We start from the raw sequence: 22,981 nt of genomic DNA on the forward strand, positions 1-22,981 counted from the left end.
GCTCCAACTCCTTTGGCGTACCGATTCAGGCGCGGATGGCTAACGCGGCTCACAGAGCGACCAGCCGTATCGAGCTGCCTTCGCTGACTTTCAGTGCCGCGCAGATGGCGGGTGTCAGGGGCAGCGGTTGATCAGGGTGATAGTCGAGTTCGGTGACAATCGCGCGGTAGTCATGCAGGGCGTCGTTGCTGAGCAGGTAACGGCCACGGGCGTCGGTCGATACTTGTTGGCGGACAATAGCGGTCTGGCTGCCAGCGATCGAACGAATGTTCGCGGTGCGCGCATACAGCGTCGGACCGGCGTCGAACAAGTCGATGTAGCTGTTGGTTTCGAAGCCTTCACGCGCGAGGATGTCGAACGCTTCCTGGCCGTCCGGGTGCACGCGGCCGATGCAATCCTGCGCCGCTTGCGGCAGCATCGGCACGTAGATCGGGTATTGCGGCATCAGTTCGGCGAGAAACGTGCGGCTCTGCAACCCGCAGAGGCGCTCGGCTTCCGCGTACGGCAGGTCGAAGAAATGCTTGCCCAGCGCATCCCAGAACGGCGAGTGACCCTGCTCGTCGCTGTAGCCGACGATCTCGGTGATCACCGCCTCGGAGAACCGCTGTGCATGCGCAGCAATGAACAGCAGGCGCGCTCGCGACAACAGTTCGGAAAACGGCGTACGCACCAGCGCGGCGTCAATGTGGAAACCGCGCAGCAAGGTATGCCCGCTGAGGTCATGGCACAGCGACAGCGCCGGCACGCCATGCTCGATGTTCAATTCCCGCGAAGCACTGGTGAAGTGGCGATTGCGCAAGCTGTAGAACGGCTCCTTGAAACCGGCGGTGGCAAGGATTTCCGAGCAGCCGACCAATTGCTGGCGTTCGAGATCTTCCAGTACAAAGAAATAGTTTTCCGGCCCCTGGGCTGTGGCGGCGCTGTCGAAAGACGCGCACGACGCGGCGATTTTTTCGCGCAGGTGTTCGCTGTCATCCGGCAGCGAAGTCACGCCGATCAGGCTCTCGCGGGCCAGGCGCTGTAGCTGGGGCAGATCATTCTGCTCGACTGGGCGTAAGACCAGCATGGATGTACTCCTGTATCAAAAGATTCGGCCGATTCGCCGAACCTGACTATCACTGTCGGTGTCCACGCGTTGAATCGGCGGTCGCCTGATTTGTTGTCAGACGCCGCTCTTTTTCTTGTCAGCCTTTGCTCGGATCGGGCAGCGCTGTGCTGGCGCCGAGCTTGTTGAGGAAGAACAGGTACACCAGGCCCAGGGCAATCCAGATCAGGCCGAGTTTCTGCGCATCGACGCCCATGTTGTACATGATGGCGGCGACGATGATGAAGCCGATCACCGGGCAGAGCAGATGGCGCACAAACTGTCCCGACTTCTGCCGACGCCAGTAGTGGTTGATCACCGTCAGGTGCAGGAGCATGAAACCGCTGAGGGCGCCGAAGTTGATCAGCGAGGTGAGGATGTCGACCGCGTCGATGAACAGGTAGCAGATCAGCAGCGACAACACCGCCACCAGATAAATGCTCAGGTACGGCGTGTTGTGTTTCGGGTGGACCTTGGCCAGCACCTTCGGCAGCTTGCCGTCGCGGGCCATGCCGAACAGCAGACGCGAGACGGCGGCCTGCGAGGTGATCGCTACAGCAACGCCCCAGGCCAGCGCCGTGGCGACGGCGGTCAGGGTCGCCAGCCAGCTGCCAGCGGCGATTTCGGCAATTTCATAAAACGCGGTGTCGGCGGATTTGAAGCCCATGCCCGCCGCCAGATCGGTGGCAATCCACGTCTGTACGACGAAAATCGTGCCCATCACCGCCAGGGTGATCAGCGCTGCCTTGCCGACGCTGCGGCCCGGATCTTCCTTGATTTCTTCGGCGAGGGTGGAGATCGCGTCGAAGCCGAGGAACGACAGCACGGCGATCGACACCGCTTGCATCAGCAGAGCGAAGTTGAAGGTTTCCGGGTGATACAGCGGCGCCAGCGTCAGCTCACCGTTACCGCCACCGTTGTGCAGGGCGTTCCAGGCGTAGAACAGGAAGATCCCCAGCACCACCAGTTGTGCCAGCAGGAACAGCATGTTCATCCGCGCGGTGAAGGTGATGCCGCGCAGGTTGACGAATGTTGCGCTGACCAGAAACGCCAGGATGAAGCCGACCTTGGGAATGTCCGGGTACAAATGGTTGAGCGCCATCGCCGAATACAGGTACAGCAGCGGCGGAATCAGCAGGTAATCGAGCAGCATCAGCCAGCCAGCGATGAAGCCGACGTGTTGATTAAGGCCGCGTTGCGCGTAGGAATATACAGAGCCGGCAACCGGAAAGGCCTTGGCCATGCTGCCGTAACTCAGGGCGGTGAACAGCATCGCCACCATGCCGATGATGTACGCCAGCGGCACCATCCCCGGTGCTTCGGCGTTGACGTAGCCATACACACCGAACGGGGCGATGGGGATCATGAAGATCATCCCGTACACCACCAGATCGGTCAGCGTCAGGCTACGTTTCAACTCTTGCTTGTAGCCGAATTCTTCAATTTCCATGAAGCGCAACTCCTTGTCAGCCATCGGTCGGTTTATGTTTTATCGGTCCATCGTTTACAGCAAAGGTGCGAGGTAACCTGCCCAGCGCGAGACCGCTTCGGGGCTGCGCAGCAGATCATTGCGCACCTCGATCAGCACCGCCTCAAGGCCCCGGGCATCGCCGTGCACCGGCACGGTCATGTCGCCCAAGGGATCAATTCTGTACGGCTGGTTGCCCGCCACCTTCAGCGGATGCACTTGCAGCCCGTCGAGCAAACGCAGGGCATAGTCCCGGGCCTGGCCGAACAACACGCCGACTTCCAGTGGTCGCGGCTGGCCGTAATACACCGGGGTAAAACTGTGAATGCCGACCACACGCACCGGCCGGCCTTTGGCAATGCGTTCATCGATCAGCGTCTGCAAGCGCGCATGAAACGGCTTGAACAGGGTCTGCCGGCGGTATTCGCGGGTCGCCTCATCCAGCTCGCGGTTGCCGGGTATCGGGTAGATCTCGCTCTGCAGCGGGATGCTGTCCGGAGCATGGCGCGGGCGGTTGAGGTCGATCAGCAGCCGTGAATAATTGGCGCTGAGCAACGTAGCGCCAAGCTGTTCCGACAACTGTTCGGCCAGTTGCAGCGCGCCGATGTCCCAGGCGATATGTTCGCGCGCGGCCGCCTCGTCCAGGCCCAGATTGTTCAGGGCGTCGGGGATGTATCGACTGGCGTGTTCGCACACGAGGATCAACGGATTCGTCGAGTCCTCGCGGCTCAGGGTGTAGACCGGGCGGGTATACAACCCCAGCTCAGCGGATTCAGTACAGGCGTGCATAGTGCTCACACAGGTCAGCGGGCGAGAGCTGTTCCGTCAGCGCCAGTTCCTCGGTTTTCAGGGCGTAATACGTGTCGAGCAACGGCTTGGGCAGCCATTCATTGAACGCTGCACTGTCGCGCAGGCAATCCAGCGCCTGGGCCAGCGAGGCGGGCAGGGCGACGATGCCCCGGGCCTTGCGTTGCTCGTCGTTGAGTGAATCGGGAATTTCATCCGTGATCGCGTTCAGCGCCAGACGCTGTTCGATGCCCAGCCGCCCGGCAATCAGCAGCGCGGCCATGGCCAGATGCGGCGAGGCGGTGGCGTCCATGGCGCGGAATTCCAGGTTGAACTGCTGCGCGGCGGACTTGCCGCCCAGGGTCACAGTCGGGCAGATGCGCAGCGCCGCTTCACGGTTCTGCTGCCCCAGACACGCATAGGAGGCGCTCCAGTGGTGCGGCTGCAAACGCTGGTAGGACAGCGGCGTCGGCGCGGTGAACGCGCACAGCGCCGGTAGAAAATGCAGGACTCCGGCAGCCCAATGCTGACCGATGCTCGACAGGCCGTTGCTGGTGCCGGCGTCGTACAACATCGGCTGGCCGGCCAGGTCGAGCAGGCTGACGTGCAGGTGCACACCGTTGCACACCGCTTCGGCGGCAGTCTTCGGCGCAAAACTCAGGTCGAGGCCCATTTGCCGGGCGATTTCCCGGGTGATTTCGCGCACGTTGACCGCACGATCCGCCGCCGCTACGCCGAGAGTCGGGCGGCAGGTGATTTCGTATTGGTGCTTGCCGTATTCCGGCAGAAACATTTCCGGCTCGACGCCGCCGGCGCGCAGGGCACTGAGCAGCCAGCCGCCGAATTCGGCGCCCTGGCGCTGCGCTTCGAGAGAGAACGCCGCGTGTTCGGCAATGCCTGCGTGCAGGTTGAATTCATGTTCGAAGGCGGCGTTGACCTGCAACCCCAGCTCATCGTGATAGCGCTCGATTTCATCGCGCAGCAATGTGCGTGGGCAGGCGCCCCAGGCCTGGCCGTCGGTCTCGCGAATATCGGCGTGGATGAAATCCAGCACCGGTGCATTGGCGTCCGGGCCGCTGCCGACAGTGACGCGGCTGCTCAGATCCGGAATCAGCCGCAGATCGCCGTACGCGCCCCACGGACTGCTCGAGGCGATGATGTCCTGCGGCGTCAACGCGCTGTTGGCGGGGACCCAGCCGCAACCCGCCGCCTGGTAATGCTCCAGCTCATCGCTAGGAAACGAGCGGCCCCGGGTGATGCCGATCAGGTCGGTGGTGACCAGTGTGGTCATCGGCAACGGGGTCAGGCGCGGGCTCATGGCTGCATCTCCCGCAGACGACCGAGCACGGTGTCGGTGTCGGTGATCCAGCAGTAACCCTTGATCGCGTTGAGGCAGGCGTGATGGCGTTCGGCGCTGTAAGTGGCGCAGGCGTCTTCTACCAGCGTCACCAGATAACCACGGTCGGCGGCGTCGCGCACGGCCATGTCCACACATTGGTCGGTGACGATGCCGGCGATGATCAGATGCCGGGTTTGCAGATTGCGCAGCACGTAATCGATGTTGGTCGAGTTGAACACCCCGGAGGAGGTCTTCGGCAGCACGATTTCGTTTTCGGTCGGGGTCAGTTCAGCGATGACCTGAGCCTGCACGCTGCCCTTGGGCAAGTGCATGTCAGACAGTTTGTGATCCAGCGAGCGGTCGCGACCGTCGGCGGTCAGGCTTTCGATAATCGTGTGCAGCACGTTCTGCTGCGCCTGACGAAAGGCGCCAAGCAGGCGCTGTTGGTTGGGCACCACCTGGCTGCGCGTGCGCTGGAGAAAATACTCGGCATCCGCGCCGCTCAGGTGCGGGTCGAATTGCGGTTCGAGCCAGGCGCGCTGCATGTCCACCAGCAACAAAGCGGTGTGGTCGGTCGCAAACGGCAGGTCCCGTGGCGAGCGGTGGGGAAGGCTGAACATCCTTATTTGTCCTCCAGCAGGTGAGTCGCAAAATCGTTGCGCAGGGCATCGATGCCTTCCAGGCGATCGGCCGGGTCCGGCACGCGCAAGGTCAGGCAGGCAATCAACGCCTCGACCTGCGCCAGCGCCGGCACCATGGTGTCGAACGGCGACGCCGATTCCACCGGCGCGCTGATGATCAGGTCGGCCAATTCGCGCAGCGGCGAGGCGTAGACATCGGTGAACAACACCACTCGCGCGTTGTTGTTTTTCGCCGCCTGCGCAACGCGCAAAGCTTGGGTCTGGTAGCGCCGGTAGTCGAACACCAGCACCACGTCCTGACGTTGCAGGTCGAACAAGCGGTCAGGCAGCAGCGCGTTATCTTCCATGGCGAAACAGCCGGGACGCAGCAGACGCAGGTGGTTGAGCAGGTAGTTGGCGAGCAGAATGCTGAAGCGGCCACCAAAACAGTAGACCTGATGGCGGCTGTCGAGCAGCCATTCCACGAGGATGCGCACGTCCTCAGGCTGGGTCAGGGCTTGGGTGTCGACCAGCAAACGCTGGCTGTCGGCCAGATAATGCGCCCAGGCATCGTCGTTGTTCTGCTGCGAGCGCGGCTGCAACAAGGTGCGCGGTGAACGCAGGCGATGGTCCATGTCGCTGAGCAGGGCTTCCTGGAATTCGGCATAACCGCCGAAACCGAGCTTTTTCACCAGACGCACGATGGTCGGATCGCTGACACCGGCATGTTCGGCCAGTCGCGCCATAGGCCCGAGACCGTTGCGTGGATACTGATCGAGCAGGGCGCGAACGACTTTGCGCTCCGACGGCGTCAGGTCCAGGCCGGGGTCGGTGATCAGGTCTCTGAGAGGGGGCATCCTGGCTCCTGCTGGATGGGGTGTCGAATTCGTTTCACAATCCGTTAAACGAGTATTTATGTAATGGGTGCTACATGTCTAGCGAATTTTTGTACAGGTTTTTCGAGCACCAAAAGTGTGCAAGGTGCCCGTGTAATAAGGGCTACGTCGAAGTAACGCGCTGTTGTAGTCCTTTGCCGATTGCTGTGTCAGACATTGCCTATCCCAAGCTCAGCGACTGGCCGGTGACAACCCTGAACGCCGAGGTTTTACGGCACAATGCGACGCGTATCGGCTGTGTGCCATTGTTTGTTTTATCTTTCGACCGAGAACCTGCTTGTGCCAAGTAGCCGTTTGACACTGATTTGCCATGCGCGAACCATCGCACAGAAACTGGCGCGTTTTCCTACGGACGAGCCTGTTGAAAATCTGGCTGTTCCGTCCGACGCGTTCAGGGCGCGATTGGCGGTAACACGGCGGCTGGTGTGTGCCCCGGAGTTGAGAACTCAGCAAACGGCAGCATGGTTTGGCGTCGATGCGCAGATTGATCAAGCTCTGCGCGATTGCGATTGGGGACGCTGGCACGGGCAATCGATCAAGGATCTGCAAGCCAATGAAAACCAGGCTTTGCAAGCCTGGCTGGCCGATCCTGAAGCCGCACCCCACGGCGGCGAATCGGTCAGGCAACTGACGCAGCGGGTCTCAATGTGGCTGGACTCCATCGCCGAAACCCCTGGACATGTAGTGGCAGTCACCCATCCGTTCGTCATTCGCGCGGCGCTGATGCAGGTGCTGCAGGGCGCGGCGTTCCACGCAATCGACGTCGAGCCACTGGCGATGATCGACTTTCGCTTCAATGGCATCTGGCGGCTACGCTTGCCGGGCATGGCCCTTGACGAGGAATTCTGATGAAACAGCTGCTGGTCATCGGCATTGGCGCCGGCAATCCGGACTACATCACCATGCAGGCGGTGAAAGCGCTGAATCGGGTCGATGTGTTCTTTCTGCTGGATAAAGGCCAGAGCAAGCAGACGCTGATCGACCTGCGCCGGGAGATCTGCGAGCGCTACATCACTGACCACGCTTATCGCTTTGTCGAAGCCAGCAGCCCGGAGCGGGAGCGCGGCGATGTCGACTACACAGCGAGCGTCGATGCACTGAACCTCGCCAAGCAGCAGACCTTCGAACGGCTGATCAATGAAGAATTGTCCGACGGCCAGTGCGGCGGATTCCTGATCTGGGGCGATCCGGCGTTGTACGACAGCACACTGCGGATCCTTCAGGCGATTCAGGCATCAGGCCGCTGTGAATTCGACTATGAAGTCATCCCCGGGATTACCAGTGTTCAAGCCCTGGCTGCGCAGCACAAAATACCTTTGAACACGATTGGTCGCTCAGTAGAAATCACCACAGGCCGGCGATTGGCGGCGGGGCAGGTGAGTGAAGCGGACAGTCTGGTGGTAATGCTCGATGCCGAGGATTCGTACCAGCGGGTGGCGGATCGGCAGACCGAGATTTTCTGGGGCGCTTACCTGGGCACACCGGACGAGATTCTCCTCAGCGGCCGGCTGGCGGAAGTGGCCGATGAGATCGAACGGGTGCGCAAGGCGGCGCGAGCGGAGCATGGCTGGATCATGGATACCTATCTGTTGCGCAAGCCTTGAGTGGTTGGCGCCTGAACAAGCGCTTTCGCGAGCAGGCTCGCTCCCACAGGGAAATGCGTTGCAGAATGTGGGAGCGAGCCTGCCCGCGAAGGGGGCAGAACATTCACCACCGATTGTAGACAGGCAAAAAGAAACCCGGTGCAACGCAAATCGCACCGGGTTTTTTGTTGCCAGCCAACAGCGGATGTCGTGGATCCGCCGTCAACCTAGAACTCCGTATCAGCCGCGTTCCAGCGCCAAAGCCACGCCCTGACCGCCGCCGATGCACAAGGTCGCCAGACCTTTTTTCGCATCGCGCTTGAGCATTTCGTGCAGCAATGTCACCAGCACGCGGCAACCTGATGCGCCGATCGGGTGACCGAGGGCGATGGCGCCACCGTTGACGTTGACCTTGTCCAGATCCCATTGCAGGTCTTTGGCCACGGCCAGCGATTGCGCAGCGAACGCTTCGTTGGCTTCGATCAGGTCGAGCTGATCGATGCTCCAGCCGGCCTTGTCCAGGCAGCGGCGGGTCGCCGATACCGGGCCGATACCCATGATCGCCGGGTCGACGCCAGCGTTGGCGTAGGCGGCAATCCTGGCCAGAACCGGCAGGCCCAGCGCTTTGGCTTTCTCGGCACTCATCAGAATCACGGCGGCGGCACCGTCGTTCAGCGACGAGGCGTTGCCAGCGGTGACGCTGCCGTCCTTTTTGAACGCCGGACGCAGTTTCGCCAGAGATTGTGCGGTGGTATCGCCGCGTGGCTGCTCGTCGACCTTGAACGCCACCGGATCGCCTTTGCGCTGGGGGATCAGGATCGGCGTGATTTCATCAACGAAGCGCCCGGCCTCGATCGCAGCGGCAGCTTTCTGCTGGGAGGCGGCAGCGAAGGCGTCCTGCTGTTCGCGGCTGATCTGGTATTTGTCGACCAGATTCTCGGCAGTGATGCCCATGTGGTAATCGTTGAACGCATCCCACAGGCCATCGCTGATCATGGTGTCGACGATTTGCGCGTGGCCCATGCGCAGGCCGGTGCGCGCACCCGGCATGATGTAGTTGGACAGGCTCATGTTTTCCTGACCGCCGGCGATGATCACCTCGGCGTCGCCGCAACGGATCGCTTGCGCGCCCAGGTGCAGAGCCTTGAGGCCGGAACCGCAAACCTTGTTCAGGGTCATGGCCGGTACGGCGTGGGGCAGGCCAGCCTTGATTGCGGCTTGACGTGCCGGGTTCTGGCCAGCGCCAGCGGTGAGCACCTGGCCCATGATCACTTCATCGACCTGCGCACCGTCGAGGCCGGTCTGCTCGAGCAACTGGCGGATCACTGCCGCGCCCAGGTCTACTGCGGATACATTGGCCAGGGAGCCCTGAAAACTGCCGATCGCAGTACGCGTGGCGGCAACAATGACGACGTCTTGCATTTTCGAATTCCTCACTGGGCAGCGAACTGCATTTCCGGTACGTGATCCGGGACGATCAGTTTACCAGCGGTTTTGGCGACGATTTCCTCAACACTGACGCCAGGTGCGCGTTCCTTGAGGACAAAAGCGCCATTTTCGATTTCCAGATAGGCGAGGTCGGTCAGCACGCGCTTGATGCAGCCGGCACCGGTCAGCGGCAGGCTGCACTTGGCCAGCAGCTTGGACTCACCGTCCTTGGACGCGTGGGTCATGATGACAATGATGTTGTCGGCGCCGGCCACCAGATCCATCGCGCCGCCCATGCCCTTGACCAGTTTGCCGGGGATCATCCACGAAGCGATGTTGCCTTCGACGTCGACCTCGAACGCGCCGAGCACGGTCAGGTCGACATGGCCGCCGCGGATCATCGCGAAGGATTCGGCGGAATTGAAGATCGACGCGCCGATCCTTGCAGTCACCGTTTGTTTGCCGGCGTTGATCATGTCGGCATCGATGGTTTCTTCGGTCGGGAACGGACCCATGCCGAGCAGACCGTTTTCCGATTGCAGCATGACTTCCATGCCATCGGGGATGTAGTTGGCGACCAGGGTCGGAATGCCGATGCCGAGGTTGACGTAGTAGCCGTCCTGCATTTCGCGGGCGACGCGCTGAGCCATTTGTTCGCGGGTAAGTGCCATGTTGTTGTTCTCCGTAGGCCTGAATTATTTGCGGATGGTGCGCTGTTCGATGCGTTTTTCGAACGTGCCGCAAATCACTCGATCGACGTAGATGCCCGGGGTGTGGATCTGCGTCGGGTCGAGTTCGCCGGGCTCGACGATTTCTTCGACTTCGACCACGGTGATCTTGCCGGCGGTAGCGGCCAGCGGGTTGAAATTCTGCGCGGTGTGACGGTAAACGACGTTACCGAAATGGTCCGCCTTCCAGCCTTTGACGATGGCGAAATCGCCGGTGATGGATTCTTCCATCAGGTATTTGCGCCCCTTGAACTCGCGCACTTCCTTGCCTTCAGCAACCGGGGTGCCAACGCCAGTGGCGGTGAAGAACGCCGGAATGCCGGCGCCGCCTGCGCGCATCTTCTCGGCGAGGGTGCCTTGCGGGGTAAGGATGACTTCGATCTCGCCCTTGAGCAGTTGCTCTTCAAACAGTTTGTTCTCGCCGACGTAGGAGGCGATGACTTTGCTGATCTGGCGGTCGGTGAGCAGCACGCCAAGGCCGAAACCATCAACGCCGCAGTTGTTGGAAACCACGGTGAGGTCACGGGTGCCCTTGCGCTTGATCTCGGCGATCAGGTTTTCCGGAATGCCGCACAGACCAAAGCCGCCGGCGATAACGGTCATGCCGTCTTCCAGCCCGGCCATCGCTTCCTCGTAGGAATACACACGCTTGTCGAAACCTGCCATAGGCACCTCTTTTATTATTTGCGGGCGGCTGGCTAGCCGAATGACTGGAGTGTCTCTCTGCTGGATATATTTGTTAAGTTGATTTTTAAGGTGGATTGATTGATAAATCTCACCAATACGCGTTCGGCGATGATCGTTCCCACGCAGGAGCGTGGGAACGATCAGGGCCATCGCATCACGGCTTGCAGCTTGACGCTTGCAGCTTGCAACTGGAGCAAAGCGACCATGACCATCAAACAGATCCGGGCCTTTCTCGCCGTGGCCCACAGCCTCAGTTTTGCTGTGGCCTGCGAGCGTCTGCATTTGTCGCAATCGGCGCTCAGCCTGACCATCAAGGCGCTGGAAGAGGGCCTGGGAGGGCGTCTGTTCAGCCGTAACACGCGTAACGTGGCGTTGACCCCGGAAGGCGAGTCCCTGCTGCCGCTGGCGCGCCGCTTGCTCGCCGACTGGGACAATGCCGAAGACGAAATGCGCCAGCGTTTCAGCCTGCAGCGCGGACGCGTGACGCTGGCGGCGATGCCGTCATTTGCCGGCAATCTGCTGCCGCCGATCCTCAAAAGCTTTCGCGCGCGTTATCCGAACGTCAACGTGACGGTCAACGACGTGATCAACGAGCAAGTGCTGGAAATGGTCCGCGATCGTCAGGTTGAACTCGGTGTGGCGTTCGCGCCGATGCAGAGCACGTCGATGACATTCACGCCTTTGTATGTCGATCGCTTTGTCGCCGTGGTGCCGGCCGATTCAGCGCTGGCCGGTCGCGCCGACATCGATTGGCAGACCTTGCTGGAGCAACCGTTCATCACCCTGCAGCGGCCATCAACGGTGCGGGTGATGCTGGAAGAGCATTTGCAGGCGCGCGGAATGAAGTTGCCGGTGGAGTTCGAGAGTCATCAATTGGCAACGGTCGGGCGAATGGTTGCCAGCGGGCTTGGGGTCAGCGCGGTGCCGGCATTGTGCGCGGGGCAAATGTGCGAGCTCGGTGCGCATTGCCTGACCTTGAATGATTCTGTGGAGCGGGCGATTGGTGTGTTGACCGAGCCGGGCAATGACCTGTCGGCGGCGGCGCAGGCGTTATTCGAGATTCTCAAGGCTGAGGATTTGCAGCGACAGTTCGATTTTCCCCTCACCCTGGGAGCGCGGAAACAGAGCGCCGAACGCTGATTCAGTGTGGGAGCGAGCCTGCTCGCGAAGAACGATAACGCGGTCTAAACCTTGGCCACGCGCCACAGATACCAGGCTGCAACCGTCCGATAAGGCTTCCACGCCTGGCCAATCTCGATCATCTGTTTGCGCGTCGGCTGCACCTCCAGTCCCTTCAAGCGCCGATATCCCTCACGCACGCCAAAATCATCCGCCGGCAGGATGTCCATGCGTTCGAGGCTGTAGATCAACAGCATCTCCACGGTCCAGCGGCCGACACCGCGCAAACTGGTCAGGCGTTCGATCAGGGTTTCATCGTCCATCGCCCGCGCAGTCGGGTAATCCGGCACCACGCCGTCCAGCGAAGCCTGGGCGATCCCTTGAATCGTCGCAATCTTGCTCGCCGAAAAACCACAAGCACGCAGTCGCTCGACCTCGGTAGCCAAAATCTGCTGCGGATGCGGAAACGACTGGCCGGGGAACAACTCCACCAAACGCCCAAGGATCGCATCGCCGGCCTTGGCGTGCAGTTGCTGATAGGCAATCGCCCGTACCAGCGATTCATACGGGTCGCGCGCCGGATGTGGCTGATGCAGACATGGCCCGACGGCGCTGACATGGCGCTGCCAGTCAGTGTCTATCGCGGCCAGAAAAGCGCTGGCCATCTCATACATGTCAGCCATGTTGCGGTGATTCGAACGTACTCATCGAAATCCCTGTTTGCGTGTTGGATCGCAAGGCTCAAAAAGCCAATTGTTGAGTCATTTGCAGCGCAGCGTTTTCCAGCCTGAGCAGGAACGCCTTGCGCGGTTGTCCGCCACCATAACCGGTCAGCGATCCGTCTGCGCCGATCACTCGGTGGCACGGGACCACGATCGACAGCCGATTGTGCCCGTTGGCCAGGCCGACGGCACGGCTGGCGCCGGGTTTGCCCAAGCTCGCGGCGATGGCGCCGTACGTGCTCGTGCGGCCATAGGGGATTTGCAGCAGCGCCGCCCACACCTCGCGTGCAAAAGCGCTGCCGGGCAGGTGCAGCGGCACGCTGAACTGAGTGAGTTTGCCGGCGAAATAATCCGCCAGTTGCACCTCGATCTGCTGCAAGTGGGCGTTATGCCCCGGTGCAATCGCGTAGCCGTGACGGTTTTGCAGCGCTTCGACTTCGCGGGTCAGCGCCGGTCGATCGAGAAACTCCAACAACACCAGCCCACGCTGCTCAGCCATGGCGATCATCGGCCCCAGCGGCGTGGTCAGGCGGGTGAACAGCAACGGTTCACTATTGGCCGCACGGCCCGGGGTGATGTGGAAGGACTTCTGAAACGCATCGCGAAAACCGCTGAGCGACTCGTAGCCGGAGTCGAACGCCGCGTGATCGATCGAGGTGCCTTGCCTGATCCCGCCCAGGGCCATGCCGAGGCGACGTGTGCGCAGCCAGGCGTGGAAGGTCATGCCAAAGTGCTGCTTGAACCAGCGTCGCAGTTTCAGCGGTTCGATGCCCTCGGCGAGCAATTGCGCATCGCTCCAGCGCCGTTCGGGATCGGCGTCCACCGCATTGAGCAGGCGCTGCACCCAGGCCGGGGCGATGGCCGCTGCGTCCAGCGGTTTGCAGCGCAGGCAGGCGCGATAACCGGCGCACAGGCATTCGTCGGCGTGGGCGAAGAATTCGACGTTCTCCGGTTTCGGCTTACGCGCCGTGCAACTGGGACGGCAAAAGATCCCGGTGGTTTTCACGGCGGTGAAGAACACGCCTTCATAGGCAGTGTCGCGCTCGAGCATGGCGCGAACCATTTCGGCGTGGGGCGGCAGGACAGCGGCTGGTATGTTCATGGCCAGAGAATAAATCCGCTTTGTCGATGGCTCCACCGAAAAATCGACAGTGAATTTTTTCCCTTGTGCAGCACAATGAGCAGGTTGCCGCTTTCGAGGAAGCCAAACCATGCAGCCGTTTTCCATTCAGCGCATCGATCATATCGTCCTGCGCGTCGCCGACCTGCAACGCAGCATCGATTTCTACGCTAGGGTGTTCGGCGCCGAAGTGGTCAGGCATAACCAGCCGCTGGGGCTGGTGCACCTGCGGGCCGGTACGTCGATGATCGATCTCGTCGACCTGGCGGGCGAACTCGGGCGCAAGGGCGGCGGCGCCGCTGATGCGCACAAGCGCAACGTCGATCACTTCTGTCTGCGCATAGAACCGTTCGACGAAGCCGCGCTCATCGCTCACCTGCAATCCTTCGGGCTGACCGTTGAACAAGCCGCCAGGCGTTTTGGCGCCGAGGGTTACGGCTTGTCGCTTTACTGTTTCGACCCGGACGGCAATCAGGTCGAACTCAAAGGCCCGTCCGAGAGCGATCAGCCAGCGGTTTCCTGAAGCAGCAGCTCGGCCACTTGCCCGAGGGCCGAACGGCCGTTTTGCGGTTGTTCAGACGCCAGATTGAACAGCGCCAGTTGCCGATCGGCGCTGGTGCCGCTGTCGATGATCGCCCGGGCACGCTCGAACAACTGCGCCGCGCCCAATACCTGTGCCGTTTCGGCAAAACGCTGCTCGGCCAGTTCCAGCCATTGCGCGAGCGAACAGTCGCCGTCGATGCCTTCGACCAAAAAGCGCGCATGAATCCCCTGATGTTTGGCCCGCCAGCGATTTTCCTCCAGCATCGAACGTGCGGTCTGGTCATAGAGCAATCCTGGCCGCCGCTGCGCACTGGCGTGAGCCACCAATACGCGGAAAAACGCCGCCAGGGTCAGCGCATCGTCGACGCGAGGGCAAGCGTCGGTCATACGCAGTTCCAGGGTCGGAAAACGCGCGGCCGGGCGCACGCCCCACCAACACTCGCCGGGCTGGCTGATCGCGCCGATACGCATGAGCAACGCCAAGTGTTCGTCGTAATGGCGCTGATCGGCAAACAGCGGCGGGATGCCCATGCGTGGCCACTCGTCACACGCGGTCTGCCGATAGCTCATGAAGCCGCTGGCGGCGCCATCCCAGATCGGCGACGAACAGCTCAGTGCCAACAGCAGCGGCGTCCACGGCAGGACTTCGTTCATCACCGCAATGCGATCCAGCGGCTCGACCTCGACGTGCACATGCAGTCCCGACAACACGCTGCGGCGGGCAACATGGCCGTAGCGCTCGAACAGATGATGGAAATGTTCCTCGTCGGTCGGAACCTGCTCGCGCCAGTCGGCCAGCGGATGACTGCCGGCGCTGAGCACGCCCAGAGCAAACGGTTCAAGGGCTGCACCCAAGGCCTGACGGCTGCCACGGAGAAAATCGCCAGCGTGCACAAAGTCGCTGAACACCGGCGAGGCCACTTCGATCTGCCCCTGAAACATCTCCGTGGCAAACCACGCGCCCAGCGCCGCCCGGCAAGCCTCGATGGCCTGTGGGGGCGGGCTGCCGACCATGCGCAGGCTCTGCAGGTCAGTGAGAAAGTACTCTTCCTCAATGCCGAATCGCGGGTGGCTCATGACGGTGCTCGAGCAAGTGGTTCTCTTGAGAACCGTGCGCCGTTGCGGTGGTTCACGCCAGGCGACCAGTGCCCCGCGAATGCACCGTTGGTCTTGTCCATTGCACTTGAGCGGCCAAGGCGTTTCCAAACAAGTCCGATCAACGTGTTCTGGAGGCAGACATGAGCAACCCATCCAGCAACGACAAAGCGCTTAAGCAAACCGTCAATCCCAACGACGACGGCTTCGCCATCGGCACGGCCGGGCGCGATGAAGACCCCAACGCCACCACCGACTGGGACGTTAGTCGAGATAACGAGGATGTCATGACGCCGGACGATACTCGCGGTCTGCCCGGTTATCCCGGGGCCGAAAAAAACAATCCTTCGAAACCCGTTGCCGACAGCAGCGTACCGGCCAACGGCGACCCATCGGTGCAGAACGACGGCGCTGATTGAGGTGGTCAGCAGTGGCAGGATAATGGCGTCGGTCGAACTTTTCTGATCCGGCGCCACTCTGAACCTGTCATAGGGTCGCAGTTCGACAGAAAAAACGCTTCGGCAGTCAGAAAAAGCTGCGTGGCGTGATAAATTCCCCCCACGTCGAGCCCACCCAGAATGGCCCCTGCCGGGTCCCACTAAGAGCGATCTACATGCAAGCAAAGGCCCGTGAGGTTTATGTGCCACCGGTGCTGCAAGATCTGCGGGCCGGCACAGCCGAACTGCACATCGCACTGGAAAAACGCCTTCCTTTTTTTACCGATACCCTCGATACCCCCGCATTCGAGCGCTTGATGGCGGCCTATTACGGTTTTTATCAGCCGCTGGAACGGGCGTTGCTCGCCAGTGGCGCTGTCCCGGATGATTTCGATCTGACGCCTCGTTTGAAGGCCGAGACCTTGCACGCCGACCTGCGCGCGCTGGGCGCGACGACCAATGATTTGCCGCTGTGCGAGGACTTGCCGGTGATCGACTCCAGCGCCGCCAGTCTCGGTGTTTTGTACGTGCTCGAAGGCGCCACTCTCGGCGGGCAGATCCTGCGTCGGGAGATCGCCGCGCGGCTGAATCTGGACGCCGACAATGGCGCTGCCTTCCTCGACGTCTACGGCGCGGCCACCGGGCGGCGCTGGCGTGAGTTCATCGAATACCTGAGCAACCGGCCCATGGCGGCCAGCGAACGCGCGGCCGTGGTCAGCGCAGCACAAACCACATTCAGCTGTTTCGAGCAGTGGCTCGAGCGCCAGGAGGTACTGGCATGAACCCGCAAGACCCACAAGCCTTTGAAGAACTGCTGGCCAACTGTGCCGACGAGCCGATCCGCTTTCCTGGCGCGATCCAGCCCCATGGTTTGCTGCTGACCCTGACCGAGCCTGCGCTGCAGATCATTCAGGTCAGCGCCAACGTCGAAACCCTGCTGGCCCGCGCGCCCGAATCGCTGATCGGCCAGCCGCTGCACAGCCTGATCGGCGCCGAACACACCGCGCACGTGCTCGAAGCCTTGCAGCAGACAGCGTTTTCCGAGGCGGCGCCGCTACGATTCGAGCTCAACGGCACTGAATTCGAAGGTTTGCTGCACCGCCATCAGGGCGTGCTGATTCTCGAGCTGGAAATCCATGTGAAGAATTTCCAGCCGCGCAACGTCGCCGGGGTCAATACCCACCTGGGCCGCATGCTCCAGCGCCTGCAAGCGGCGACCACGCTGCAGGCCCTGTACGACATCAGCGTCAAGGAAATCCAGGCGATGACCGGTTACGACCGGGTGCTGATCTATCGCTTCGAGGAAGAGGGCCACGGTCAGGTCATCGCCGAAGCGTCCGATCCGTCGATGGAAGTGTTCAACGGCCTGTTCTTCCCGGCTTCGGACATTCCCGAGCAGGCGCGCGAGCTGTACCGCACCAATTGGCTGCGGATCATCCCCAACGCCGATTATCAGCCAGTGCCACTGGTGCCGAAGCTGCGCCCGGACACGCAAACGCCGCTGGACCTCAGTTTCGCCACGCTGCGCAGCGTCTCGCCGATTCACTGTCAGTACATGAAGAACATGGGCGTGCTGTCGTCGATGAGCATTTCCCTGCTCAAGGGCGACAAGCTCTGGGGCCTGATCAGCTGCGGCAATCGCCAGCCGCTGCACGTGCCGCATGAATTGCGCATGGCTTGCCAGACCATCGGCCAGGTCCTGTCGTTGCAGATCAGTGCCATGGAAACCCTTGAACTGACCCGCCAGCGTGAAGAGAAGGTCGAAGCGCTGGCGCGGCTCAATCAGGCGATGGTCGATTCGCCGCAAAATGTTTTCGACGGCCTCGCCCAGCAGCCAGCGACGCTGATGGCGCTGGTCAATGCCGGCGGCATCGCGATCATCGAAGACAAGCAGTTGCACCGTTACGGCAACTGCCCGGCGCCGGAAGAAATTCGCGCGCTGCACAAGTGGTTGCAGGCGCGCGGCGAGCCGGTGTTCGCCAGCCATCACCTGTCCAGCGTTTACCCGCCGGCGGCGCAGTATCAGTCTGTGGCCAGCGGTGTGCTCGCCATGAGCCTGCCCAAACCGGTGGACAACGGCGTGCTGTGGTTCCGTCCGGAAGTGAAGGAAAACATCAACTGGAGCGGTGACCCGCGCAAGCCGCTGGATCTGGAAACCTCCGACGCCGGGATGCGCCTGCGTCCGCGTACTTCGTTCGAGATCTGGAAGGTCGAGATGGCCGGGATCTCCACCAAGTGGAGCCACGGTGACCGGTTCGCCGCCAATGATCTGCGCCGTTCAGCGCTGGAAAACGATCTGGCCCGTCAGGTACGTCGCGAGCAGGCGGCTGTGCAGGCGCGCGATGATCTGGTGGCGGTGGTTTCCCACGACCTGCGCAACCCGATGACGGTGATTTCGATGCTCTGCGGCATGATGCAGAAAGCCTTCAGCTCGGAAGGCGCGCACACTTCGCGGCGTATCTCCACTGCAATCGACACCATGCAGCAGGCCACGGCGCGGATGAACACGCTGCTGGAAGACCTGCTCGATACCTCGAAAATCGATGCCGGGCGTTACTCGATCACCCCGCAGGCGCTGGAGGTCGGGCACATCTTTGAAGAGGCACAAGCGTTGCTGTCGCCTCTGGCCCATGACAAGGACATCAGCATTTCCTTCCAGGCCGATCCTGACCTGCGCATCCACGCCGACCCCGAGCGGCTGTTTCAGGTGCTGTCGAACTTGGTGGGCAACGCCATCAAATTCACCCCGCGCATGGGCACCGTCGGCGTGCACGCGAAATCGGTGGGCGACGAGATCGTGTTTATCGTGCGTGACAGTGGCGAAGGCATTCCCAAGGAGCACTTGCCGCATGTGTTCGACCGCTACTGGACGATAAAGGAAGGCAACCCGACCGGCACTGGCCTGGGTTTGTACATCACCCAAGGCATCGTCGAAGCCCATGGCGGCCAGATCGTCGCCGAGAGCGAGCCGGGGCAGGGCAGCGAATTCCGCTTCACCGTGCCGCGCCTCGCCTGAGTGCCCCCTGTAGGTTTTGATCGTTCCCATGCTCTGCGTGGGATGCCTCTACGGACGCTCTGCGTTCGGCTCTGAATGGGACGCAGAGCGTCCCGGGCTGCATTCCCACGCAGAGCGTGGGAACGATCAGATCAGATTCGCAGCCTCAGGGTCATTTTGTTCAATACCGCAAATCCCCCGCCCGCTACCGTAGCCACCTCGTTCCTCGATTGAAGCAGGTGTGCAATGAGTCTGATTCTTTCCATGGCGGCGTTTGCCCTCGCCGCATCCATCACCCCCGGGCCGGTCAATATCGTCGCCTTGAGCACCGGCGCGCAGTACGGTTTCCGCGCCAGCCAACGGCACGTGGCCGGGGCGACGTTGGGGTTTGTGCTGTTGCTGGTGCTGATGGGCCTGGGCCTGCATGAGGTGCTGCAATTGTGGCCGTTCATGACCCGCGTGGTGCAATGGGCCGGGGTGGCGTTCCTGTTGTTCATGGCCTGGAAACTGGCCAGCGATGACGGCCAACTGAACACCAGCGAGTCCGGCCGTGCGCCGTCGATGCTCTATGGCGCGGTGATGCAATGGCTCAACCCCAAGGCCTGGCTGGCATGCGTGGCCGGCATGGGCGCATTTGTCGCCGACGGCGAGGCGCGGCTGGTCTGGCAGTTTGCGGCGGTGTATCTGGTGATCTGCTATCTGTCGGTGGGCTGCTGGGCGTATGCCGGGACGTTCTTGCGCGGGTATCTGAGCAATGCCGCCGGGATGCGCTGGTTCAATCGGTTGATGGCGTTGTTGCTGGCGGTGAGTGCGCTTTATTTGCTGTTCACTTGATTGACAGGCCCACCACAACCCCCTGTGGGAGCGAGCCTGCTCGCGAATGCGGTGGATCAGTCAGTGAAGTGTTGAATGACACACCGCATTCGCGAGCAGGCTCGCTCCCACAAGGGGGGCAGTGTTCAACTTTGAGTATGAAGTCAGCCGCGATACTGCCCCGGCGTTGCCGCCAGATGTTGTTTGAACGCTCGCTGAAAATGCGCCTGATCGGCAAACCCGGCCTGGAGCGCGACATCGGCAATCAACTGGCCGCTGCGCAAGCGCTCGCGGGCGAACTGGATGCGCTGGTTGACCACGAACGCATGGGGCGTCATCCCGTAGCGCTGCTTGAACGCGCGAATCAGGTATGACGGCGACAGCTGCGCCGCCGCGCAAATCGCCTCGAGGCTGAGCACTTCGGTGCAATGTCCACGGATGAAATCAGCGGCGCGTTCCAGCTTGAAATTCGGCTCATCGACGGGCTCATCCGCCGGATTCAGGCGGACCTGCAAATCACTGAAAAACTCTACCGCCGCGCTGTGTTTCGCCAGCGCCTCCATTTGGTCGTCGAGCAAAACCTCATACAACCCCATCAATTTGCCGAACAGCTCGGCATCAGCCAGATGGGTGTCGGAAAATCGCCGGAATTCCAGCTCCCCGGCAAACCCCAATTGATGCTGCAAATCCGTCAGCCACGGCGTTTCGACATACAACATCACGTACGACCAAGGCTGATCATCGATCGGATTGCAGGCGTGTACATCGCCGGGATTCATCAGCACCACGGTGCCTGCTGCCACTTCATACTGCGCCTGCTCATGCACATAGGTGCTGCGCCCGGCGGTGATTGCGCCGATGGAAAAGTGCGCATGGGAATGCCGCGCATAACAGACTTCACGACCATCCGCGATGGCCCGCGCTTCGATGAAGGGCAGGGCGTCGTCGCGCCAGAAGCGCGGGGCTTTCTCGGGGTTTTTCGCTGTGGCGTGTTTCATCGTGATCGTCCCGGCAGGTCAGCGTCCGAGTGTATTAGCTCTGGCCGGCGAATGCCCGTTGCAGTGCGGCAACATTGAGTTCTTTCATCTGAAACATCGTCTGCATTGCAGCGCCGACTGTTATAGGCTCTGGGGGCGTGACACCACGAGCGCGATGGAGCTGAACCATGACTGCATTTACCGGCGGATGCCTGTGCGGCGATGTGCGTTTTGAAGCCTCTGGCGAGCCTTACCGGGTCGGGCTGTGCCATTGCCTGGACTGTCGCAAGATCCACGGTGCGCTGTTTCATGCCTCGGCGATTTTTCCTGAGGACGCGGTGACCATCAGCGGTGAAACCCATGAGTATCAAGGGCGGCACTTTTGCCCGCGCTGTGGTTCGTCGGTGTTCAATCGCAGTGGTGATGAGGTCGAGGTGAACCTCGGCGCGCTGGATGCGCCGGATCAGTTGAAGCCGACCTATGAGAGCTGGATTGTGCGGCGTGAATCGTGGCTGCCGGATTTTCCGCTGGCCAGGCATTACCGTGGTGATCGTGAAGGCGAAGGGCGGGCAGAGGGGTAGGGGATTGATTCAGCCTTCAGCACGCTTGCGATTTCTGTGGGGGCGAGTCTGCTCGCGAAGGCTTGTTGTCGAGCGATGATTTGTTCTGGTTGACCGAGTACATATCCGTTGCTGCGGTAACGGCTGCTTAGGGTTTCGCCCTTACGGCGACTCACTTTTTTTACAAACGCCTAAAAAAAGTAAGCAAAAAAACGCTTGCTCCTGCGTTCGGCCCTCGCAGGCTCGGGTTCCTTCGCTGCGGGATCGATCCGGGCGCAGCGGCTCCGGTTTGCTTCGCTGCACCTCCTTCCGCTGTGTCTGGCTGCGCCAGACGGTCGCTGCGCTCCCACGCCCGGATCAATCCCTCCGCTCAGCCTTCCGACGTCGCCGGTGGATCAAGATCAAAAGCAGGCGAGCTGACACTCGGCCTAAGGCGAACGCGGAGACTGTAGGAGCTGCCGAAGGCTGCGATCTTTTGCTCTTGCTCTTGCTCTTGTAGGAGTGAGCCTGCTCGCGATAGCTATCTCAAAGATACGAATGAACAGCAGATCTACCCTGATCCCTGTGGGAGCTGGCTTGCCAGCGATGGCGGCCTTATAGCCGACCAGTCTCTGACGGATATACCCAATCCCAACTGTGGGAGCTGGCTTGCCAGCGATGGCGGCCTTATAGCCGACCAGTCTCTGACGGATATACCCAATCCCAACTGTGGGAGCTGGCTTGCCAGCGATGGCGGCCTTATAGCCGACCAGTCTCTGGCGGATATACCCAATTCCAACTGTGGGAGCTGGCTTGCCAGCGATGGCGGCCTTCCAGCCGACCAGTCTCTGACGGATATACCCAATCCCAACTGTGGGAGCGAGCCTGCTCGCGAAAGCGGAGTGTCATTCGCAGATAATTGGACTGGAGAGACGCCTCGCGGGCAAGCCCGCTCCCACAGGGATCAGTGTTTGCCAATTGCAGTAAGCCTGATTGAGGCGGTTACCCGCGAATAAACGCCAACAAATCCGCATTGATGGTTTCAGCCTGCGTCGTCGGCATGCCATGCGGAAATCCCGGGTACGACTTCAGTGTGCCGTTGGGCAGCAGTTTCGCCGATAACGGTGCGGAGTTGGCGTAGGGCACGATCTGGTCATCCTCGCCGTGCATGACCAGCACCGGCACGGTGACTTTTTTCAGGTCTTCGGTGAAGTCAGTCTGCGAGAACGCGACGATGCCGTCGTGGTGCGCCTTGGCGCCACCGATCATGCCCTGGCGCCACCAGTTGGCGATGGTCCCTTCCGACGGCTCGGCGCCAAGGCGGTTGTAGCCGTAGAAAGGTCCACTCGGCACATCGCGATAAAACTGCGCGCGATTCGCCGCCAACTGCTCTTGAAAGCCATCGAACACCGATTTCGGCAAACCGCCCGGGTTGCTTTCGGTCTGCACCATCAGCGGTGGTACGGCGCTTATCAATACCGCTTTGCTGACCTTGTCCTGACCATGTCGGGCGATGTAATGGATCACTTCGCCGCCGCCGGTGGAATGGCCGACGTGGACAACGTCGCGCGTACCCAGATGATTGACCACTGCCAGCACATCGTCGGCGTAGTGATCCATGTCGTGGCCGTCCCAGACCTGGCTGGAGCGGCCATGCCCGCGTCGATCATGAGCAATCACCCGAAAGCCCTGTGCCAGGAAAAACAGCATCTGCGCGTCCCAGTCATCCGAGCTGAGCGGCCAGCCGTGGTGGAAGTGGATCACCGGCGCGTCGCGCGGCCCCCAGTCCTTGTAGAAGATGTCGACGCCGTCTCGAGTGGTGACAAAGCCCATATTCGTTACTCCTGACCTGTGATGGACAACCGCGAGGTTCGCGGGCCGGTTGCGCAGAGATACGACGACTCAGTGCGAGCCGTTATCAACTGTAGGAGCAAAGCCGGGGTCTGCATGACCGCTGGTCACAACGTGTGGCTTGCTGCGCAAATTAGGCTTTGCTGAAAGG

23 protein-coding genes are annotated in these 22,981 nt (G+C 61.3%); 9 read left to right on the top strand and 14 right to left on the bottom strand.

From position 1 onward, the window contains the following. Positions 1-49 precede the first annotated feature (49 nt). The 6 genes from NF676_RS10760 to NF676_RS10785 form a co-directional block, all read right to left on the bottom strand. Positions 50-1,066 carry an arginine N-succinyltransferase gene (locus NF676_RS10760; RefSeq protein WP_150635707.1) on the bottom strand — a complete coding sequence of 339 codons (1,017 nt, stop codon included), beginning with the start codon at positions 1,064-1,066 and terminating at the stop codon, positions 50-52. Positions 1,067-1,184: 118 nt separating this feature from the next. Next, complete coding sequence (locus tag NF676_RS10765; RefSeq protein ID WP_076567476.1) at positions 1,185-2,534, bottom strand: APC family permease; 1,350 nt, start codon at positions 2,532-2,534, stop codon at positions 1,185-1,187. Positions 2,535-2,588: 54 nt separating this feature from the next. After that, positions 2,589-3,341: an N-formylglutamate amidohydrolase gene (locus tag NF676_RS10770; protein WP_252887676.1), complete on the bottom strand. Its 753-nt coding sequence runs from the start codon at positions 3,339-3,341 to the stop codon at positions 2,589-2,591. Next, positions 3,325-4,656 carry a type I glutamate--ammonia ligase gene (locus tag NF676_RS10775; RefSeq protein ID WP_041478625.1) on the bottom strand — a complete coding sequence of 444 codons (1,332 nt, stop codon included), beginning with the start codon at positions 4,654-4,656 and terminating at the stop codon, positions 3,325-3,327. Before NF676_RS10775 ends, NF676_RS10770 begins: the two co-directional genes overlap by 17 nt. Further along, positions 4,653-5,297, bottom strand: coding sequence for a cysteine hydrolase family protein (locus NF676_RS10780; protein ID WP_252869191.1), 645 nt, complete (start codon positions 5,295-5,297; stop codon positions 4,653-4,655). Before NF676_RS10780 ends, NF676_RS10775 begins: the two co-directional genes overlap by 4 nt. A gap of 2 nt (positions 5,298-5,299) precedes the next feature. Beyond that, the gene (locus NF676_RS10785) at positions 5,300-6,154 is read right to left on the bottom strand and encodes a MurR/RpiR family transcriptional regulator (protein WP_252887677.1); all 855 of its coding nucleotides are present in this window, start codon (positions 6,152-6,154) and stop codon (positions 5,300-5,302) included. Positions 6,155-6,412: 258 nt separating this feature from the next. Here NF676_RS10785 and NF676_RS10790 point away from each other — a divergent pair, with 258 nt between their 5' ends. Both NF676_RS10790 and cobF read left to right on the top strand, forming a co-directional pair. Further along, complete coding sequence (locus NF676_RS10790) at positions 6,413-7,042, top strand: histidine phosphatase family protein (protein ID WP_431078503.1); 630 nt, start codon at positions 6,413-6,415, stop codon at positions 7,040-7,042. Then, positions 7,042-7,797, top strand: coding sequence for a precorrin-6A synthase (deacetylating) (cobF, locus tag NF676_RS10795; RefSeq protein WP_056784616.1), 756 nt, complete (start codon positions 7,042-7,044; stop codon positions 7,795-7,797). The genes NF676_RS10790 and cobF overlap by 1 nt, the downstream gene beginning before the upstream one ends. A 219-nt stretch (positions 7,798-8,016) precedes the next feature. On the opposite strand, the gene NF676_RS10800 is transcribed toward cobF, so the two are convergent. The 3 genes from NF676_RS10800 to NF676_RS10810 are packed head-to-tail and all read right to left on the bottom strand — an operon-like array spanning position 8,017 to position 10,598. Beyond that, positions 8,017-9,198 (bottom strand): acetyl-CoA C-acetyltransferase, encoded by a 1,182-nt coding sequence (locus tag NF676_RS10800; RefSeq protein ID WP_252887679.1) that lies wholly within the window; start codon positions 9,196-9,198, stop codon positions 8,017-8,019. Positions 9,199-9,209: 11 nt separating this feature from the next. Further along, positions 9,210-9,875 carry a CoA transferase subunit B gene (locus NF676_RS10805; protein WP_150742753.1) on the bottom strand — a complete coding sequence of 222 codons (666 nt, stop codon included), beginning with the start codon at positions 9,873-9,875 and terminating at the stop codon, positions 9,210-9,212. 24 nt (positions 9,876-9,899) lie between these two features. After that, complete coding sequence (locus tag NF676_RS10810; RefSeq protein WP_016774135.1) at positions 9,900-10,598, bottom strand: CoA transferase subunit A; 699 nt, start codon at positions 10,596-10,598, stop codon at positions 9,900-9,902. 225 nt (positions 10,599-10,823) lie between these two features. On the opposite strand from NF676_RS10810, the gene NF676_RS10815 reads away from it, so the two are divergent. Next, positions 10,824-11,759, top strand: a complete 936-nt coding sequence (locus NF676_RS10815) for a LysR family transcriptional regulator (protein WP_252887680.1) — start codon at positions 10,824-10,826, stop codon at positions 11,757-11,759. A 44-nt stretch (positions 11,760-11,803) separates the two neighbouring features. On the opposite strand, the gene NF676_RS10820 is transcribed toward NF676_RS10815, so the two are convergent. After that, positions 11,804-12,421 (bottom strand): DNA-3-methyladenine glycosylase family protein, encoded by a 618-nt coding sequence (locus NF676_RS10820; RefSeq protein WP_252879857.1) that lies wholly within the window; start codon positions 12,419-12,421, stop codon positions 11,804-11,806. A 58-nt stretch (positions 12,422-12,479) separates the two neighbouring features. After that, positions 12,480-13,562, bottom strand: a complete 1,083-nt coding sequence (locus NF676_RS10825; RefSeq protein WP_252887681.1) for a bifunctional transcriptional activator/DNA repair enzyme AdaA — start codon at positions 13,560-13,562, stop codon at positions 12,480-12,482. Positions 13,563-13,671: 109 nt separating this feature from the next. Between NF676_RS10825 and NF676_RS10830 the strand changes: the two genes are divergently transcribed. After that, positions 13,672-14,103, top strand: a complete 432-nt coding sequence (locus tag NF676_RS10830; protein ID WP_252887682.1) for a VOC family protein — start codon at positions 13,672-13,674, stop codon at positions 14,101-14,103. On the opposite strand, the gene NF676_RS10835 is transcribed toward NF676_RS10830, so the two are convergent. Continuing rightward, entirely contained in the window at positions 14,085-15,200 is a 1,116-nt protein-coding gene (locus NF676_RS10835) for a carboxylate-amine ligase (RefSeq protein ID WP_252887683.1), read from the bottom strand. The genes NF676_RS10830 and NF676_RS10835 overlap by 19 nt on opposite strands. 161 nt (positions 15,201-15,361) lie before the next feature. On the opposite strand from NF676_RS10835, the gene NF676_RS10840 reads away from it, so the two are divergent. The 4 genes from NF676_RS10840 (at position 15,362) to NF676_RS10855 (ending at position 19,484) form a co-directional block, all read left to right on the top strand. Next, entirely contained in the window at positions 15,362-15,637 is a 276-nt protein-coding gene (locus tag NF676_RS10840) for a hypothetical protein (RefSeq protein WP_252887684.1), read from the top strand. A 194-nt stretch (positions 15,638-15,831) separates the two neighbouring features. Next, positions 15,832-16,437: a biliverdin-producing heme oxygenase gene (locus tag NF676_RS10845; protein WP_041478637.1), complete on the top strand. Its 606-nt coding sequence runs from the start codon at positions 15,832-15,834 to the stop codon at positions 16,435-16,437. Then, positions 16,434-18,671, top strand: coding sequence for an ATP-binding protein (locus tag NF676_RS10850; RefSeq protein ID WP_041478638.1), 2,238 nt, complete (start codon positions 16,434-16,436; stop codon positions 18,669-18,671). The genes NF676_RS10845 and NF676_RS10850 overlap by 4 nt, the downstream gene beginning before the upstream one ends. Before the next feature lie 225 nt (positions 18,672-18,896). Further along, the gene (locus NF676_RS10855; protein WP_252869200.1) at positions 18,897-19,484 is read left to right on the top strand and encodes a LysE family translocator; all 588 of its coding nucleotides are present in this window, start codon (positions 18,897-18,899) and stop codon (positions 19,482-19,484) included. Between the two features lie 143 nt (positions 19,485-19,627). Here NF676_RS10855 and NF676_RS10860 read toward each other — a convergent pair whose 3' ends face one another. Next, positions 19,628-20,461: an AraC family transcriptional regulator gene (locus NF676_RS10860; RefSeq protein ID WP_236169367.1), complete on the bottom strand. Its 834-nt coding sequence runs from the start codon at positions 20,459-20,461 to the stop codon at positions 19,628-19,630. Positions 20,462-20,628: 167 nt separating this feature from the next. Between NF676_RS10860 and NF676_RS10865 the strand changes: the two genes are divergently transcribed. Then, positions 20,629-21,021: a GFA family protein gene (locus tag NF676_RS10865; protein ID WP_236169368.1), complete on the top strand. Its 393-nt coding sequence runs from the start codon at positions 20,629-20,631 to the stop codon at positions 21,019-21,021. Positions 21,022-21,981: 960 nt separating this feature from the next. Here NF676_RS10865 and NF676_RS10870 read toward each other — a convergent pair. Then, entirely contained in the window at positions 21,982-22,812 is an 831-nt protein-coding gene (locus tag NF676_RS10870; RefSeq protein WP_252887685.1) for an alpha/beta fold hydrolase, read from the bottom strand. Positions 22,813-22,981: the final 169 nt, after the last annotated feature.

Origin of the sequence: Pseudomonas siliginis, assembly GCF_024072275.1 — a bacterium.
GTDB lineage: Bacteria > Pseudomonadota > Gammaproteobacteria > Pseudomonadales > Pseudomonadaceae > Aquipseudomonas > Aquipseudomonas siliginis.